We start from the raw sequence: 14,800 nt of genomic DNA on the forward strand, positions 1-14,800 counted from the left end.
CCGCCGATGTAGATCCACGCCCGCGTGGATCTACACCTCGCTGCCGACCTGCTTGCCTTCGGTGGCGGCGGCACTGCGGGCCGCCTTCACTGCGTCGGCACTGTTGGGTTGTTCGCACTCGATGCTGGTCACGTAGCCATCGTGGCTGATGTTGTGCTCGGCGCGCTTGACCAGCCACTGCCCATCCACGCCATCGCGGAAGCCCTGCATCACCACCGTGGCTTCGGCCATCAGCGTCTCGCGGCCGGGTAGGGTGTAGCTCAGCGTACGCGTCTGCCGGGCCTGTTCCTGGTGTTTGGCACGCGCTGCAGCTTCGGCGGTTTCGCGGTCGGCGTAGGCCATGCGCAGGCGCACGATCGGCTCACCGCTGCCCAGCTTCACTTCCTGGCGCGTGGCACCGCGGACATCGCGGTAATAGGCAATGGTGGTGCCGGTCTTCTCGCGCGAGACGATGTTCACCTTGTAGCCACTGCCATCGGCCGGGGTCAGGGTGACGTCGGGAATGCGCTCACCGCTGGCACTGGTGGATTCGCCTCGCTTGACGAACATCAGGCGGCCGCCGCCCGGCTTGGCGATGGCGTCATGCTGCTTGGCCCGGCGCAGCAGCAGGTTCATGTCCGACTCCTGCGACTGCACCGTCAGTGGCAGCGCGATCGATGCAAGCGACCCGCTCACGGCAGCCTCCATTCCGTGTTCGCCGGCCATGCGTTGCACCATGCCGCCGATGGTCGTGCCCTTCTTCCAGGTGCGTGTCTTCTGCGTCTGCAGATCGTTCTTGCCGCCCTTGCTGGCCTCGAACGGCGCCGCGCGGGCGCGCAGGGTCATGCTGCCCGGGTAGCCGGAAATCTCCACCTCGTCGCAGATGTACAGGCCCATGCGCCGCACGTCACCGTCGTAACCGATGAAGGCTTCCAGCTCCGCGCCTGCCGGCGGCAGCTGGATCGGATCGGAAGGATCATGGTCGGCCAACTGCAGTTCCAGCATGTCCGAGTTGTTGTCGGTCTCGTCGGTGATCCGCAGCGACTTGAAGCGCGACCTGATGGTGTCGGTGATGTCCTGGTTGTTGGCCACCACGCGGAATGCCGGCGTGATGTTCAGTCCCACAGGGCCACTCCCTTGCGCTCGTTTGCCGGGCGCTGCACATCCGGCAGGGTGATCGCCATGCCGGCAGGCAGTACCGCGCCGCGTGCGGCCAGGCCCGGGTTGGCGTCGAATACCGCGCGCAGGATGGCTGGTGATTGTTCGCCATAGTGCGTGTACGCGATGCGGTCGACGACGTCGCCGTCGCGGGTGTTATACGTTCGTGCCATCGCTGTGCTTCCGCAGGGAGAGGGTGAATTCGTGCCGTTGGATTCCAGCATCGGCAGTGAAACCGGAGGCGGTGGCGTCGATCTTGTCGATGACCCACAGCCCCAGGTTCCCGCCCTTGCCGGTCAGCAGCCGCTGTGGCTTGCCCTGCGCGGCCAGCTTGCGCAGCTGCGAGAGCTCATTGCCGGCACCGCGGAACGCATAGTGGATGACGCCAGGCAGCGTCATGCTGGCCTTGCCGGGCCCGGTGTACTGCAGCGCAGCCATCTGGCCGATGCATTCCTGCGCTGCCCAGCCATACTCGTTGCTCTGCTGGATGTCCTGGAACACGGCGGTGTTGAGGCTGAACTTGAAACCACCCAGCATCAGCAGCACCGGAGCGTTGCCGGAATCGTTGGCTTTGAACTGCGACAGCAGCTTGTCCACTGTGCCGGTTACGAACTCGCGCTTCATGCTCAATTCCTGTCTGCAAGGCCACCACGGGCGGCAACCGCGTTGCGACGCTGCAGTTCGTCGGCGGTGCGACGTGCTACGGATTCGCTGGATTCACCTGGTTGCTGGTGGATGGTGATGTTGTTGGTCTGTTGTTGCTGCACGGTGGTGGGTGCACGGGTGGTGGGCGAGGGCATGGCCGGTGCAGTGCGTCCCTGCGCACCGCTCAGCTCAGCCATGCGCCGGTTCAAGCCATCGTTGCTGTCGGTGCCGACGGCATATGCGACCCGTGCCATGTCACCAATGCCACCACCACCGCGTGCCTTCATGCTGCTGTAGATGTTGGCGGCGCCCACTGCGGTCTGCAGCCCGTCCTGGGCAACGCCCAGTGCCTTGTCCTTGGCCGCGCCCACGCCGCCGCCGAGCTTGTCCATGAACCAGCCAACGCCTTCAATGACCGGCTTGAGCTTCTCCAGGATGCGGTCGAACGCCGCCGTTGCCTTCTCGCTGATCGACTCCCAGATGCTGCCGAGCGTCTCGCTGATGAAACCGGCGACGGTGCCGAGCATCTCGCCCAGCCACACCACTGCCCCCACCACGCCGCCGATGACCTGGATGACCAGCCGGAAGTTGGTCAGCAGCGCCTCGCCTACCAGTGAGCCGATCTGGCCGACGCGTGACAGTTCGTTGCCGGTGTACTGCGCCGGTTCCAGCATCTTCGACAGCCAATCCCAGGCCTGCCCGATCAGCCCGCTCATGACTTCCCAGGCGGGGCGCAGCGGTTCGACCGCGCGCATCAGTTCCCCCATCGCCGCGGTGCCTGCACCACTGAGACCTTCCCAGACGCCGCCCAGGAACGCCTTGATCGGCTCCCAGTACTTGCGCACCAGCAGGGCGCCGGCGGTGATGGCGGCGACCGCAAGAGCGATGGGGCCACCACCGATTGCACCGACGGCGGTAGCGACGATGCGGAAGCCCGACGCCAGGCGCATCGCCATCGGCCCGAAGCGTCCCAACTGGGCCAGCAGGCTGCCGCCACGGAACAGCTCGAAGGCCTTCTGCACGGCCAGGATCGGGCCCTGCAGGAACGTCCAGGCGTAGCGGGCGCCGAGCACCGCGGTGCGCAGGCCGAGCATGCCGACCACGATCTGCGTGGTGTTGGCGATCAGCTTCGGGTTCTCCTGCACGAACGAGGTGACCCCGTTCAGCAGTTCGGTCAGCTTGACCGCCGCTTCGCCCACCGCCGGTAGCAGCGCGGCACCGAAGGCCTTGGACAGGTTGTCCACGGCGATCTTGGCGCCCTCGATCTTCTGCGGGTCGGTCTGCATCGCATCGGCATAGGCTGCATCGGTGGTGCCCGCCGATCCATTCAGCGCCTTGTCGCGGACTCGAACGTAGGTGTCCCAGTTCTCGATCATCGGCTGGACGAAGTTCTTCGCCTGCGCATCGCCGAACAGTGCGCCGATCTTCTTCTGGTCGCCCGCGGTGGCCTGGATGATCCCCTGCATCGCAGCATCGAAGGGATTGCCGCCGCTGGTTTGTGCATCGCCGATGATCTTGCGCAGATCCAGGTTCAGGCTCTTCTTGGCCTTCTCCTGAATGTCCGGCGAGAGCACCTCGGACATGAAGCTCTTCATGTTGCTGGCGGCCTTGTCGGCGCCACCTGCCGAGTCCAGCGTGGCTTCCAGTGCCGCACCCAGCGTAGCCGCCGCCGATGTACCCTGCAGCTTCATCGCCTCGAACGAGGAACCCAGCACCGGCAGCACCTGGGCCATGTCCTTCAGGCCCAGGCCGCCCTGTTGGCTGTTCACTACCAGCACGTCCAGCGCGTTCTGCATGCGCGAGGGATCGATATCGAACGACTGCTGCAGGGCGGCCGCGGCCTGGGCCACATCATCGATGCTGGCACCGGTGACGGTGGTGGTCCGCCCGACAGCACCGAGGCTGGCCTGGGCCGACTGCGCATCCATGCCGGCGTCGATCATCAGCCTGATCGAGCGTTGCAGCGCGTCGGCGCCCTGGTTGGTTGCACGCGACTGTTCCAGGATGGCCTGCCCCAGTGCGCTGACCTGGGCGCGGCTGAGGTTGGCTGCCACGCCGATCTGCTGGTTCTGGCGGGCGAAGCCGGAGGCGTTCTCGACCGGCTTGGCCAGTGCGGTGACGGCGGTGCCGAGTGTGCCGCGTGCCTCGCCAAATGCCGAGCCGAGCTTCCCGCGCTTCTCCAGGTTGGCGTCGCGCTTTGCTTCGATGCTCTCCAGCGCCACCTGCGAGGCACGCAGAGCATCGACCTGGGTACGCATGCGGGCGTACTCCTTGCTGGTCGTACTCATGCGCGCGAGCCTGCGATCCAGCAGGGTCACCTCGGTGCCGAGGCGCTTGATACCATCGTTGGCAAAGGAGAAGGCGTCCTTCAGTGACTTGGACACCTCGCCGCCGATCGTGATCGTTGTCGTTTGAACGTTACTGGCCATGTACCGGCAATCCCTGAATCCACCAGATGAACTTCGACACCCGCAGTGTCATGATCTCGCGCAGGCCCCAGCCGGTATGGCCGGCCAGGGCGAGCACTCCCTGCCTGATCTGAGGCAGGGTCAGGTGGTAAAAAGCGCGACGCCTGCCTGCAGTCGTGCGTAGTCGCGCAACGGCATCTTGCGCACGTCGTCCGGCGAGATCTCGCACAGGTTGGCGATCATCCGCACCTCACGCTGGGCGTCGCTGCCCTTGTCGTCCTGGTAGCGCTCCATGTCTTCCACGGTCGGTTCGCGCATGCGCAGCACGGCGGTCTCCATGCCGTTGACCTGGCGCGGGCGGGTGAGGGTGATCTCGGCAAAGCCATCGCGCTCGATGACGGTGTCGGTGGGGGTCTTGGTCTTGCTGGACATGGATGCGTTCCTGGAATGCGATGCGGTGCGATGGATGCGGGGGCGCGAGGCGCCCCCGGGTTCTTCAATGCGGCGAGGGTTCAGATGCCCAGTGCGCCGCGGATGCCGGCCAGTACGTCCACGCCACCCTGGCGCGCGATCATGTTGACCACGTCGATCTCCTGCACGACCTGGGCGCCATGGGTCAGCTTGTAGTAGCTCAGCGCCAGGTTGACCTTGATCGTGCCTTTCTCGCCAACCTTGGTTTCGCCGCGGTCCAGCAGCTTCACCTTGCCGCGCATGTTGTGCACGACCTGGGTCACTTCGCCGTCGTCGCCTTCCAGCGCTTCGCGGGCGGTGAAGCCGTACTCCTTGCTCTCGATGACGTGGAACTTGGTCATGATCTCCGCGTCATCCGAGGCGAACTCGACATCAGCAGTGAGCTTTTCATGGCCGAGCACGATCTCGGTCGGGGCGAGCATGCCGCCGGCCTGGAAGTCCTCGGTCTTCAGCGACAGCTTGGGGGCGGTGAAGGACATCACGCTGCCGGCATAACCCTTGCCGTCGACGTAGAAGTTGAAGTTTTTGCGGATCTTGCGCGCCATGCTTAGAAGATCTCCGAGACGTAGTTGTTGTTCATGTGCATGCGGAAGGTCAGCTGCTCACCCGGGTAGGTCGGGGTGAAGTCGAAGTCCCAGTAGAAGCGGCCCTGGGCCACGCTGTCCGCTGCGTTCAGTTCCGGGTCGATCCAGCAGTTGCCGCCGAGGATCGCGCCCTGGGTCTTCAGCCCGCGCAGGAAGGCATTGACACCCTCGCGCACGTCATCGACGTAGGTCTTGCTGATGCCGCGGTCGACGGCCCACAGGTGGGCGGCTTCCAGGCTGTCGGCGATGATGTCGGCGGTGCGTACCACGCACAGGAACTGCCACTTCGGATCGATGCTGGTGGTGCGGTTGCCCCACAGGCGGAAGCCCCCTTCGCGGATGACCGTTGCCACGTTGGCCTGGTTCAGCAGGTTGGCGCGGCTGGTCGCATCGGACAGGCCGAAGTCGATTGCACGCGCGGTGCCGACCACGCCGTTGAGTTCCAGGTTCGACGGCGACGCCCACCAGCCGCGCTCGTTGTCGCTGCGGGCGATGGCGCCGGCCACGGCACCGGAGGCATAGCGGGTGACGATGGCATCACCGGACTGCACCAGCAGCGCCGGGTCGACCACGTAGACACGCTTGGAGCCGGTCAGTGCAGCGGTGGACTTGGCCGCGTCGTCGTTGCTGTTCGGGCCATCCTTGATGATCACTGCGCGCAGCTTGTCGGCAATGCCGAGCAGTTCCGCGACGACCGGGTTGGCCAGCACGGCCTCCGGCTTGGCCGGGTCGGCCGGGTGCACATGGGTGAAGCCGGGTGCGACCAGGATGCGCGGCTTGACGCCGACGATGGACTTGGCGGCCAGCAGCGCATGCACGCCTTCGTACGCGCCGGTCTGGGCGTTCACGCCGCCCAGCACGTTGGCCAGGGTGGCGCTTTCATTGGCGCCCTTCTCGACGCGGACGACGACGACGACGGCACTGGACTGGTCGAAGATCGCGTCGAGCGCACCGGGCAGGGTGCCGGCATCGGTGCCGGTGGTGGCCGACAGCTTGGCGGCCTGCGACGGCGAGGTCACCAGGACGGGCGTGTTGACGGGGAACGCTTCGGTGTCGGCCAGCGGTGCGGTGCCGACGATGCCGATCACGCTGCTGGAGGCGATGGCAATCGATCGGGCACCGGTATCGATGTTGACGACCTGTACGCCATGGAGAAATTCGGTCATTCGGGGTTCTTCCTCGGTGTGGGTGTGTGCCGGCTTGTGCAGGCGACGGGGTAATGTTCGGAGAATGTGGCGGTCGGGATAATTGCAGCGGTGGCCCGATGTGCAATCAGTACCAGCCCGAGACAGCGACGTTGGCGTATACGGTTGAAACCTGAGCGGGGCTGCCGGAACGACGGAGATGAACGGCTATCTCAACCGTGACGCTCTCGTACATGGAAGATGCCGCAGGAATGCTGATGGATACGGTTGCCGAGCGCGATGTCGCAAGTGAGGAGAACGACGGTGCGCTTGTGCTGAACGAAGCAGCCCCTGTGTTGCTGGCCGTGAACTGCACTTCGTACTGGCCGGGATTGGCACCCGCCGGTGCCCAGCGACCGGAATCCACCTGGGCGGTGGCATCGTTGCCACCGCCGTAACTGTTGCTGTGGACGGTGAAGTTGCCGTCGGACAGCAGGCTGATCTGCACCGACGCCGTGACATCGCCGAATGAGTTTGTTTTGGCGCCATTGCCGGCTGAGTAGTCCTTGCCGTGGAAGGGCAGCCGGTAGCTTGCGGTGCCCCGGGCCGCCCACAGGTTGGATACGTCCATGCCGTTGATGCGATGGCCTACGTCGGCACGTTTGCTGCCGTACTGGATGTGGGCGTAGCGGCGGCTCAGGTCGGTGCCGCCGATACGGCGGCTCGAGTCCTGTGCCTGCGGACCTTCGACGTACGGATCGAACAGGTCGTCAAAGTCGATACCGGAAGAGCGATATCCGCTGGGCATGTCAGCGCTCCGCTTTCAGTGCGCGCACTTCGGCGGCCAGTTCCTGGATGGCCTTGGCCATGACCGGCAGCAGCTGGTCGAGCTTGACCGACGCCACGCGTTCACCTTGGAACTCGACACCTTCCAGGTCGACTGCTTCCGGCACCAGCTCGGCCAGCTGCTCGGCGACGAAGAACAGGCGGCGACGACCGTCGTCGTTGTACTCAGGCTTGTAGTGGCCGGCGGCCAGTTCCATTTTCTCTACAGCAGCCAGACCGTAGGGAAGTACGCCCTCGATGTTCTTCAACTTTCGTGAGGAGCCGAAGTCGTATCCGCCTGTGGCAGATACACTACCGATGAAGGCATGACCGGTGAATCCATTCTCCGCAGAGTACTGGATCCGATTTCCATCCCCCCAGCCTACGTATCCCATACGTGTTCCATCCGCACGATGGAACGCAACGTAGCCGGCAAGTACATCGGTGCCTGCGTTTGTTCGAACGCAGCCACCAGCACTGATGAGCGAGCCTACCGTGGTTACGGTTTCATTGAAGGAGGCGGGTCCAATCACAGAAACAGTGGAGCCGCGCAGCTCAAGTGGTGCAAAGGCATTCTCGGCCGGATTCACTGACTGGAGCACGGTGGTTCCGGCTCCATTGCTGATGAATCTGATCAAGTTGTGTCCTGCGGCTGCCTGGGTGTACAGATACGCGTTGACACGCAGTGAACCGGTCACAGTGTCGCCGGTCCTGTTTATTTTGCTTGCGGGATCAAAGTTCCCACTCGTCCAGATGGATCCACCAGTACTGAGTGTGGAGGTGAACCCACCCGCTGAGTTTGCGAAAGTGAAGTTCGAGCCATTTTTGAAGATGTAGGAGTTCGCATCACCCAACACAATAACGCCATCGTTGGGCACCCCATTCCAACCATAGGAGCGCAGCGAATTGCCGTTCACTGCAACATGGCCAGTGAACGTCCCGCCACTCTTGTCCATCTTCGTGTCAGGCGCGAAGTTCCCGGCATGCCACATCGGCGAGCCGTTCCAGCGCGGCGTGTCGCCATGCTTGATGGTGATCTCACTACTGGCACTGCGATCGGCGCTCCATACGCGCCACAGGCTGGAATTTCCCCAGCCGCCAATGAAGGACTGCTCGGCACCAGCGGCACCGAAGCCCATCAAGGGATACGTGCCGCTGATGAACTGCTGGTCGGTGAACGTGTTGCCGCCCCTGGATGCCTTGCCATCCAGCGCCGGCTGCAGTCCGGTCACATCGGCAATCACATGCTTGTGGCCCACGGTGGCGAAGTCACCGGCCAGGGCGAACTCGGAGGCGTGCTTGCCGTCCAGGGTGTCGGCGTCCAGGCCGTTGCCATGCCCGGTGTCCTTCAGCGCGGCGCTCTTCAGTTCCAGGGCAGTGCGCGCCGCGGTGGTGTTCGCCGCAGACAGCAGCGTCTTCGCCAGCGCGGTCGGGGCGCTGGCGCCGAAGCGCTTGTCGGTGTAGGCGCGCAGGCCGCGCGGGGTTACCGCGCGCTGGGTGTCGGCCGCATCTTCGGCTTCAGTGCTGGTGGCCAGCTCGACCACGCCGACCACCTCGGTGGTGGCCGGTGGATAGAGGAAGCCGGCGTCGCCGAACTGGATCTGCGTTGTGTCGATCCCGCTGAAGCGGGTATCGGTGGCCAGCAGCAGCATCGATGCGGCCGACTTCTCCATGATCGGATCGGCCTGGCCGTAGCTGGCAAACAGGGTGCCGTCGGCCAGGTACAGGCCGAAACCGCGCAGCGTGTAGGAGGTGGCGCTGTCGTCGCGGATGGTGACGTGCACGGTGTCATCGCCCACGGCCTGGCCGCCGAAGGTGGCCACGCGCTTGATCTCGCCGGGCAGCGCGGTGAGCCCGGCTGAAGGCACGAAGGCGGTCGAGGTCAGGCCGATCTGGGTGATCAGGACGGCGTTGGTGCCGGTGTTCGGCGGATTGACCAGCTTGGCGAAGCCGGCATCGGTGATTTTCAGGCGCATGCGGGGGTTACTCTCCGATCAGTTGAAGGCGGCGGAAGGCCGTGGCGTGGGCGGCTGCCAGTGCGCCGACGGCGGCGTCGGCCTGCATGCCCTGGGTAAAGGTGAAATGCGAGCGCACCGGCTTGGTCCGGGTGATTTCGCCGATGACGTCCTCGACGAACATCGCCGTGGCGGACTGGCCATCCTGGTTGGCGATGGTCATCACCGCTTCGAAGGTGTGCGGCGCGCCCCTGGGCTGCAACTGCCACCACTCGCGGATCAGCACCGAGCCGCCGAAGGCGGCCACCACGTCGCGCACGCTGCCGGCGGTGCCCTTGCGTCGCTGGATGGCGATGGCCGTACGCACCCGGGCGCGCTTCACCGCTTCGGGCCAGTAGGCTTTCCATTCGTCCAGCGACAGCGCCCAGGCCAGCCAGGGCAGCAGTGCGGTCGGGCAGCGGTCGGCATCCCACAGCGCGGTGATGTCCACCGGCAACGGACGTGCAACGATGGCGCGGGCAAGCGCGCGCTCGGCGTGGGTGGCGTTGGCGGGAAGCAGGTTCGCCGCCGAGGGCACCACCACCTGGGCGTCACCATCGATGACCTCTCCGGGCGCCGGTGCAGCGGCCAGGGTGACCCTGCTGCCCTCGATGACGCTGCCCTGCAGCAGCTGCCGCCCCTGCGCATCGGTGCGGAATACCGACTGCAGGCTCGCCAGCGCGCCGCCGGGGTGGCGGAAGGTGCGGTTGCGGCCATCGATCGCGCCGCGCAGGCGCGCGTTGATCAGGCGCGTGCTCGGCTCATTCATCGGTGCCGCCGTGGGTCAGGGTCACGCCGGTGCAGTGCGTGGCCTGGGTCCGGTCCACCACCACATCTGCAGCTGGATGGACGATTTCCACGCGCTGCACGCCCTCGGCATGCAATGCGGCGAACAACCCCGAACGGGTGACGTCGCGGCCGAGACGGTGTGACTCGCTGATGTAGCGGTCCAGGCGGGTGCGCGCTTCGGCAAGCACGACCTGCGAATCCGGGCCGGCAAAGGTGAACAGCGTGGCGTCGACCGTATAGTTGACGATCGTGGCCGGCTTCACCAGCACGTGGTCGGTCAGCGGTCGCACGTCATCCGCGCTCAGCTTCGCTTCGACGATGTCGAGCAGGCCCTGGGTGGCGGTTCCATCCGCTTCGCGCGACAGCACCGAGACCACCACTTCGCCGGGGGCGGGACTGGTCGCACTGGCGTCGAGCACGCGTGGGTCCGCGCTCAGCGCATGGAACACATAGGCGCCCTCCGGCCCCGCTACGCTGAAGCCTTCCGGACCCAGCTGGATGCGGCGGCGGAAGTCCTCATCGCTCTCATATCGCGGTGGAATGCCTTCCTGCGGTTTGCCCGGGTCGAGCACCTGGCGGGCGATGCCGAAGATGGCGGCAAGGTGGTCCAGGTCGCTGCCACCGGCATAGGCCAGCATCACGCCACGCGCGGCGTCGTTGACACGCTGGCGATCGAGCAGGCGCAGGTAGGTGCAGACCTCCAGGATCTTGAAGGCCGGGTCCGACGGCAGCAGCGCGTCGAAAGTGGGATCCAGAGCCTGCAGTGCGGTCAGCGATTCATCGAACATGGCTTCGAAATCGAGCACTTCGATGACCGCCGGGGCAGGCAGCTGGGACAGATTGACACTGGTGAACGAGCCGGATGCCACGGTTAGCGAACCTCGATTCCTTCGATGGTGATGGCCTCGCCGTCCGGCAGGTGGATCCCGGTCACTGCCAGGATCATCATGCCGGGGGCGGGGAGGGAGACGTCGACGTTCTCGACGTGGAGACGCGGTTCCCATCGCGCGAGTGCGTCGACGGTGGCCGCGATCAGGTCCATGCGCAGCGAGCGGTTGGTCGGCGCATCGATCAGTTCAAACACGCGTGAACCGTATTCGCGGCGCAGTACGCGGGAGCCAAGGGGCGTGGTGAGAATGTCACGCACGGACTGGTGGAGATGGGCGAGCCCATCCAGTGATTTGCCGGTGTTGGCGTTGATTCCTCGCATGGCCTCTATCGTCGTGGAGTGCGGGTTTTCAGGGCATTGCAGGCGTGGCCGTTCAGGCCTGGGCCGGCGTGGTCGGGGCGGTTGGGCCCTGGGCGGTGTGCTTGTGTGCCTTCAGGCCGATGGCACCGGCCTTGATCTCGCCGGGTGTGCTGATGTCCTTGCCGGCGCTGATCGCGCCGCTGACATCCAGATCGCCGCTCGCCTTGATCGAGGGCGTGTCGAGCACGATCGATTCGCTGGCGATCACCTGCGCGCTTGCACAGGTGACGATGACCTTGCCGCTGCCGACGTTAACGCTCAGCGTGGTGGTTTCCTGGTCGTACTCGACGGTGCTGCCGTCGGCGAACTCGGTGCGCTGCCGCAGGCGCGAGTCGGCGGGTGGCGGAAAGCGGTCCTGATACAGGCTGCCGAGTACCAGCGCCTGGCCGGGGTCGCCATAGGGGCACGCCAGCACGACCTGCTCGCCTGGTTCGGGGGCGCACCAGCTGCGCATGCCCGGCCCCGCGCGGCGCTCCAGCCAGGGAATCCAGTCGGTAAGCATGCCGTCGGCATCGACGCGAACGCGCCCGTTTGCCTCGTCGAGTTCGCGCACCACGCCGATCATCAGCAGGTTGCCGATCAGCCGCGCGTGTTCGGCGCTCATCGTGCGCGCTCCGGCAACAGCTGGTAGCGGGACTCATGGGCGCGACCGATCTCCGGCGCGAAGCTGTAGGACGCCTGCGGCACCACGCCACCGGCGTCGTCCCACGGGTTGTCGCCCAGCGCGACCGGCAGCGACCACTCAACGATCCAGGTGCGCAGGCCCGGCTGTGCTGCCGCTGGGTCTTCGGGCGACGCCGCGATCACATCGATCGCGCCGCTGGCAACGCCGGGAAAGCGGCCGAGCTGGTGCAGCCAGGTCGCCAGGGCGAGGGCCGCATTGCGCAGCTGCAGCGCTGTGCTTGCGTCGGTTGCCGGCAGCGCGATGCGGGCTTCGAAACGCAGCGTGGCCTGCAGCAGGCCACTGCCATCATTGTTGTCACGGCTGCGATCACAGCGGGTCATCGCCAGAAGGCAGGCCGGCAGGGGCATCCCCTCAGCGCTGGCATCGCGATGGAACTCGACGCTTGCAAACCCGGGAAAGCGTGCGCGGATCGCGGCTTCGATCGCGGCAATCAGCGGATCGAGCGTGGGAGGGAAGGGATCGTTCGCCATGTCAGCTCATGCAGAGAGGGGAGGAAGGGCGTAGCGCTGCAATGCGCGCGGTCAGCAGCCAGTGTTGCCATCACCGCTGTGGGGTGGCATTGCAGGCGTGGCCGTGTCCGGCAGGCTCAGCGCGCGGGAGTGGCGCTGCTGTCGCAGTGGGCAGGTGCTGCCGGCACGGCGCCATTGATGGTGATGCCGTGCTGGTTGCCGAGGCTGCACAGCAGCGCACTCAGCTGGTCGGCCAGCGCGTGGTACTGCTGTGCGACGGCAACGTGATTGCGCAGCAGCGCGTCATCGCTGGCCGCGTGCAGGTCTGGCAGGCGGGAAGGGGGAAGCAGCTGGGCCGGTGCGATGCTGAGATCAGCGCGGCAGGGCGTGGCCGGCGTTGGCCTCGCGCCAGATGCGCACGAACTCAGCGTCAGCGTCGCCGCGATCACGACCAGGAGTCTTGGCATGGGTCTCGATGTCCCGTTGCAGGGTGTTGAATTGTTCGGTGCGGCGGGCCTGCTGGGCCACGCGTTGTGATTCGGCCTGCGCGCCTGCGGCGCTGTTGTCCAGGGCCTGCTGGTGCGCGCGCTGGGCTGCATCGGTGCGGGCCGCCTGCTGTGCCGCCCGGGTGGTGGCAGCGGCAAGGTCCGCGCTGCGGCCGCGCAGGGTCCATCCCAGCCAGGCGCAGCTCGCGTGGCTGCCGGCAAGGACCAGCAGTCCGATGCCCAGCCTCAGGGTCCCGGGCGTCACTGCAGGGCTCCACCGGCGGCCCGGTAGGCCGCGCGCAGTGTTTCCAGTGCGTGCTCCTTCTGCCCGTAGCCGGCGCCTGGCAGCGACGCCCAGATGCGCCGTGCCGCGGTAACGGCGGCATCGAAGCGTCCCAGCCGGATCAGCTCGTAGGCACCGCACTGCTTCAGCAGGGCGACTGCTGCACGGTCCTGCGAGACCGGCCCGAAGTCGGGCAGGCCCAGGCGTGAGCGCAGGTCGTCCCAGGTGCTGCGCAGGAACTGGTAGCGGCCGGCGGCGCTGGACTTGATGCCATAGCGCGGCAGCGACACCAGCACGCGGGGATGGTCGCGGTAGTCGGTGAACAGCTGGCCGCCGACGATGACGTCGTAGCCGCGGTCACGTGAGCGCTGGCCCGGAATGTCGGTGCCTTCGGACACGGCCAGCATGTCCAGGAACGCAGCGACGTTGGTGCCACCGAGGGCGCTGGCGGCGGCGACGGTCATGCGGCCGCTCCCGGTTGCCTGCGAACCAGGGCCAGCAGGGCGTCTATCTGTACGCTCTGCTGGGTGATCTGCGCACGCAGGGCACTGACCTCACCACGCAGCTGTCCGATCTCCTGGGCCATTGCCTCGCGTTCGTGCATCAGTCCATCGGCGCGTGTACGTTCGGCCGCGAGTTGTTCCTGCAGCGTGCGCAGGGTGTTGCTGGTGGCTTCATCGGCGGTGCGGTCGACCTTGGCCGACGACAGCCACTGGCGCAGCCACAACGACACCGCGATCAGCACGCCCGAGGTCCCGCCCAGGTACTTGGCCCAGTCTGGCACGCCGGCCAGCAGGTCGCTCTCGTTCATGCGCGTGCGTACCCCTTGAGCAGGGCCGGGTGCACGGCCGGTGGCGGCGCACTGCGCGCACCGCGCAGGGCACGCTTGATGGTGGTCTGGGAGACGCCGAACTCACGCGCGACATGGTCGCGTGGCATGCCGCTGGCGACCGCGCGGGCGATCTGTTCACGGCGTTCGTGCGCGCCGGCAGCGAAGCAGGACGCCAGGAACAACAGTTCGCCGCCGAAGTGCGCGACCAGCCGCTGGGCGACGTCGTGGCCAAGGATGTCGATCAGCCGATGCTGGTCGGGCAGGGTGGAGGGGACGTAGACAATGACACGGTGACGGCCGGTGGTGCTGGAGGTGGTCGGCGGCCACGCACGCACCAGCGTGAGGGCTGCGGATTCGCCGATGACCTCGGCCAGGGTCTGGATGCTGTCGGGCAGGGCGTTCATGGAGGATGTCTTCAGTGGCATTGATCTCCACTGTTGCCATCCCGTCCGGTCAGTCAACACCTTTCATCTACTTTGATGTCGGCGCGCTGAAGGCGTTCAGCCGTGCGCGAGGACGGGTGAGGATCACGCCCCGCCTGCTTGCAGTGCGCTGCATCCGCCTGCACTGGCCGCTGCTGTTTTCCTGTACATCCGTACTCGTTGTCCTCACCTGGCAGGAACGGAGGCAGATCAAGGGGAACGGGCAGGTACAGGGTGAGGACGGCCACCCGCCACATGGCCTCATCCGCCGTGTACTGGCCGCAAAAAAAAGGTTCTTCACCCAAGTCCGGGGAAGGCTGCACGGATTTTGAGGAAGAAATAGGCGTCGTCTCGGTATCCGTAGGCGACGCGCTTGATGACCTTGATCTTGTTGTTGATTCCCTCGACCAGATTCGTT

General features: G+C 65.9%; 21 protein-coding genes. 1 reads left to right on the plus strand and 20 read right to left on the minus strand.

The genetic code is table 11. The features are described from left to right. Positions 1 to 30: 30 nt before the first annotated feature. The 19 genes from QRO91_RS05490 to QRO91_RS05580 form a co-directional block, all read right to left on the minus strand. Positions 31 to 1,104, minus strand: coding sequence for a phage late control D family protein (locus tag QRO91_RS05490; protein ID WP_285310309.1), 1,074 nt, complete (start codon positions 1,102 to 1,104; stop codon positions 31 to 33). Further along, positions 1,095 to 1,310, minus strand: coding sequence for a tail protein X (locus QRO91_RS05495; protein WP_049430174.1), 216 nt, complete (start codon positions 1,308 to 1,310; stop codon positions 1,095 to 1,097). The genes QRO91_RS05490 and QRO91_RS05495 overlap by 10 nt, the downstream gene beginning before the upstream one ends. Then, a complete protein-coding gene (locus QRO91_RS05500) occupies positions 1,294 to 1,761 on the minus strand; it encodes a phage tail protein (protein ID WP_197650863.1) in 468 nt (155 codons plus the stop codon). The genes QRO91_RS05495 and QRO91_RS05500 overlap by 17 nt, the downstream gene beginning before the upstream one ends. A gap of 2 nt (positions 1,762 to 1,763) precedes the next feature. Next, positions 1,764 to 4,211 carry a phage tail tape measure protein gene (locus QRO91_RS05505; RefSeq protein WP_197650864.1) on the minus strand — a complete coding sequence of 816 codons (2,448 nt, stop codon included), beginning with the start codon at positions 4,209 to 4,211 and terminating at the stop codon, positions 1,764 to 1,766. A 120-nt stretch (positions 4,212 to 4,331) separates the two neighbouring features. Then, the gene (locus QRO91_RS05510) at positions 4,332 to 4,622 is read right to left on the minus strand and encodes a phage tail assembly protein (protein WP_005412456.1); all 291 of its coding nucleotides are present in this window, start codon (positions 4,620 to 4,622) and stop codon (positions 4,332 to 4,334) included. A gap of 80 nt (positions 4,623 to 4,702) precedes the next feature. Then, entirely contained in the window at positions 4,703 to 5,206 is a 504-nt protein-coding gene (locus QRO91_RS05515) for a phage major tail tube protein (protein ID WP_049430170.1), read from the minus strand. Positions 5,207 to 5,208: 2 nt separating this feature from the next. After that, positions 5,209 to 6,411, minus strand: a complete 1,203-nt coding sequence (locus tag QRO91_RS05520) for a phage tail sheath C-terminal domain-containing protein (RefSeq protein ID WP_049430169.1) — start codon at positions 6,409 to 6,411, stop codon at positions 5,209 to 5,211. A 106-nt stretch (positions 6,412 to 6,517) separates the two neighbouring features. After that, positions 6,518 to 7,177: a hypothetical protein gene (locus QRO91_RS05525; protein ID WP_049430168.1), complete on the minus strand. Its 660-nt coding sequence runs from the start codon at positions 7,175 to 7,177 to the stop codon at positions 6,518 to 6,520. A gap of 1 nt (position 7,178) precedes the next feature. After that, positions 7,179 to 9,170, minus strand: coding sequence for a tail fiber domain-containing protein (locus tag QRO91_RS05530; protein ID WP_197619839.1), 1,992 nt, complete (start codon positions 9,168 to 9,170; stop codon positions 7,179 to 7,181). A 7-nt stretch (positions 9,171 to 9,177) separates the two neighbouring features. Next, entirely contained in the window at positions 9,178 to 9,726 is a 549-nt protein-coding gene (locus QRO91_RS05535) for a phage tail protein I (protein WP_238378719.1), read from the minus strand. A gap of 223 nt (positions 9,727 to 9,949) precedes the next feature. Further along, positions 9,950 to 10,846 (minus strand): baseplate J/gp47 family protein, encoded by an 897-nt coding sequence (locus QRO91_RS05540; RefSeq protein WP_049430165.1) that lies wholly within the window; start codon positions 10,844 to 10,846, stop codon positions 9,950 to 9,952. 2 nt (positions 10,847 to 10,848) lie between these two features. Next, the gene (locus tag QRO91_RS05545) at positions 10,849 to 11,187 is read right to left on the minus strand and encodes a GPW/gp25 family protein (protein ID WP_049430164.1); all 339 of its coding nucleotides are present in this window, start codon (positions 11,185 to 11,187) and stop codon (positions 10,849 to 10,851) included. Positions 11,188 to 11,239: 52 nt separating this feature from the next. Beyond that, positions 11,240 to 11,830 carry a phage baseplate assembly protein V gene (locus QRO91_RS05550; RefSeq protein ID WP_049430163.1) on the minus strand — a complete coding sequence of 197 codons (591 nt, stop codon included), beginning with the start codon at positions 11,828 to 11,830 and terminating at the stop codon, positions 11,240 to 11,242. After that, the gene (locus QRO91_RS05555; protein WP_049430162.1) at positions 11,827 to 12,381 is read right to left on the minus strand and encodes a hypothetical protein; all 555 of its coding nucleotides are present in this window, start codon (positions 12,379 to 12,381) and stop codon (positions 11,827 to 11,829) included. Before QRO91_RS05555 ends, QRO91_RS05550 begins: the two co-directional genes overlap by 4 nt. A gap of 116 nt (positions 12,382 to 12,497) precedes the next feature. Continuing rightward, entirely contained in the window at positions 12,498 to 12,809 is a 312-nt protein-coding gene (locus QRO91_RS05560; protein ID WP_049430161.1) for a hypothetical protein, read from the minus strand. Further along, complete coding sequence (locus tag QRO91_RS05565) at positions 12,733 to 13,110, minus strand: hypothetical protein (protein ID WP_049430160.1); 378 nt, start codon at positions 13,108 to 13,110, stop codon at positions 12,733 to 12,735. The genes QRO91_RS05560 and QRO91_RS05565 overlap by 77 nt, the downstream gene beginning before the upstream one ends. Further along, positions 13,107 to 13,592: a glycoside hydrolase family 104 protein gene (locus QRO91_RS05570; RefSeq protein ID WP_049430159.1), complete on the minus strand. Its 486-nt coding sequence runs from the start codon at positions 13,590 to 13,592 to the stop codon at positions 13,107 to 13,109. The genes QRO91_RS05565 and QRO91_RS05570 overlap by 4 nt, the downstream gene beginning before the upstream one ends. Continuing rightward, positions 13,589 to 13,939, minus strand: coding sequence for a hypothetical protein (locus tag QRO91_RS05575; RefSeq protein WP_049430158.1), 351 nt, complete (start codon positions 13,937 to 13,939; stop codon positions 13,589 to 13,591). Before QRO91_RS05575 ends, QRO91_RS05570 begins: the two co-directional genes overlap by 4 nt. Next, positions 13,936 to 14,364: a helix-turn-helix domain-containing protein gene (locus QRO91_RS05580; protein WP_238378677.1), complete on the minus strand. Its 429-nt coding sequence runs from the start codon at positions 14,362 to 14,364 to the stop codon at positions 13,936 to 13,938. Before QRO91_RS05580 ends, QRO91_RS05575 begins: the two co-directional genes overlap by 4 nt. Positions 14,365 to 14,378: 14 nt before the next feature. Between QRO91_RS05580 and QRO91_RS05585 the strand changes: the two genes are divergently transcribed. Beyond that, positions 14,379 to 14,714 (plus strand): hypothetical protein, encoded by a 336-nt coding sequence (locus QRO91_RS05585; RefSeq protein ID WP_197650867.1) that lies wholly within the window; start codon positions 14,379 to 14,381, stop codon positions 14,712 to 14,714. On the opposite strand, the gene QRO91_RS05590 is transcribed toward QRO91_RS05585, so the two are convergent. Continuing rightward, positions 14,680 to 14,800, minus strand: a 121-nt coding sequence (locus QRO91_RS05590; protein WP_149860985.1) for a transposase, incomplete at its 5' end; no start/stop codon positions are given. The genes QRO91_RS05585 and QRO91_RS05590 overlap by 35 nt on opposite strands.

This window comes from Stenotrophomonas maltophilia group sp. Smal32, from assembly GCF_030237085.1.
In the GTDB taxonomy this organism is placed as follows: domain Bacteria; phylum Pseudomonadota; class Gammaproteobacteria; order Xanthomonadales; family Xanthomonadaceae; genus Stenotrophomonas; species Stenotrophomonas maltophilia_Q.